This window comes from Thermanaerothrix sp., from assembly GCA_026417795.1.
GTDB lineage: Bacteria > Synergistota > Synergistia > Synergistales > Synergistaceae > Thermanaerovibrio.
The window spans coordinates 1-1,367 of the sequence record JAOACP010000100.1; the positions used below are offsets into that span (position 1 = coordinate 1).

Below are 1,367 nucleotides of genomic sequence, written 5' to 3' on the forward strand. Positions count from 1 at the left end.
GTATAGGGTAATGCGAGCCCCCGAGGAAACAAATAATTGCGAGCATAGCCCCGGGCTACATCTCGCACATCGCCCTCCTCGCCGAGGGGATGGACATCCTTGTTCAGAATGACCTTCATACAAGCTCCTTTACATGTTAGGATCCAGAATAGAGAAATTCCCTATTCACATCCCCGGAGTAGAGGATGATCCCGTAGTATAAGGTACCCGCAGGGGTACCCAGGTTTCCGCAATACCCAGAATTATACAAATTCCCAGGGGTATCACGTTAAGTCCCGGTATAAAAAGGGCTACCAAAAAAAGGACTGTTCCGAGGGTCCTGAGAAATCCCGGAAAGGCAGGGTGAGAAGACAGGTACACCAGTATTCCCATACCCTGTACCAGATACACAAACCCCCCTACCACAATCCCATTGCCTCCAACAATTTGGAGTATCGACACATTAAAAAAGGACCCCACTACTAAGAAAAGAAGCGAGAGGGACAGTAACCAGATAAACCCTGGGGGCACCGAAAAACGACCAATAAACACCGCACCCTTGGGGGATGAAGATCGATCAAAAAAACGGGCCAAAAAGTAGTTTACACTTACCAGTATCAGATGCCCTACCAGGGCTCCCCCATACAGTAATAGAGACCATATAAAGGTGGCTATTCCCTCTTTTTTTTCGACCAGGCTTCCCCCCAGGGAGACCTCACCATCGATCGTCGCCGTTTTTTCGTACAGCCTGAGAACCTCCTGAACCACCTGTTGAATAAGGCTTTGCTCTCCTTTCCCAGAAGAAACCTGGAGCAACCCAAGAAAAACCACCGAGCTAATCAGGGCTCCTCCCAGAAAGCGATACAAGGTGCGCACCGACATTCCCGGTAGCACCATCACCACAAAAGATGCCGAAAGAATCCCAAAATAGAGTAATTCCCAATAAACGGCCGTACTACCTATCGAAAGGGGAAATCCACCCTTCATACCTAAGGCTAGGTGCAACAGACAGGCCACTCCCCAGCTTATCCAACCTACCTTTGGAGAAAAGCGGTATGCCACCACCCCAAAAGGAAGAAGATAAAAGGGACTTAACAGGCCACTTCCCATCAAAAACAGAGAAAGCCCCGCTCCTACAATTGCAATCACCCCTCCGTGCACCACCTTCTGCAGGAAGGGCCGCCACTTTGTATTCATTACCCAGGGTCTCTTTGGCAGGGATTTCGCAAATCACCCCTGCCGTTTAATTATCTGATTAGTCCGCTACAAACGGGAGCAACGCTAAAATACGGGCCCGTTTAATGGCCGTAGAAAGCTCCCGCTGATGTTTTGCACAGGTACCAGTAATACGGCGGGGCAAAATCTTACCCCGTTCTGTGGTATACCGA

The 1,367-nt window shown here is 49.5% G+C and carries 2 protein-coding genes; both read right to left on the reverse strand.

The window, feature by feature from the left end; all coding sequences use genetic code 11:
- Positions 1–165 precede the first annotated feature (165 nt).
- Positions 166–1,176: a YybS family protein gene (locus tag N2315_09365; protein ID MCX7829378.1), complete on the reverse strand. Its 1,011-nt coding sequence runs from the start codon at positions 1,174–1,176 to the stop codon at positions 166–168.
- 58 nt (positions 1,177–1,234) lie between these two features.
- On the reverse strand, positions 1,235–1,367 hold a 133-nt coding region (gene rpsR, locus N2315_09370), incomplete at its 5' end, for a 30S ribosomal protein S18 (protein MCX7829379.1).

Excerpts from the sequence above, each read along its gene's own strand:
- N2315_09365 (MCX7829378.1), bottom strand. The coding sequence starts at position 1,176 with ATGAATACAAAGTGGCGGCCCTTCCTGCAGAAGGTGGTGCACGGAGGG.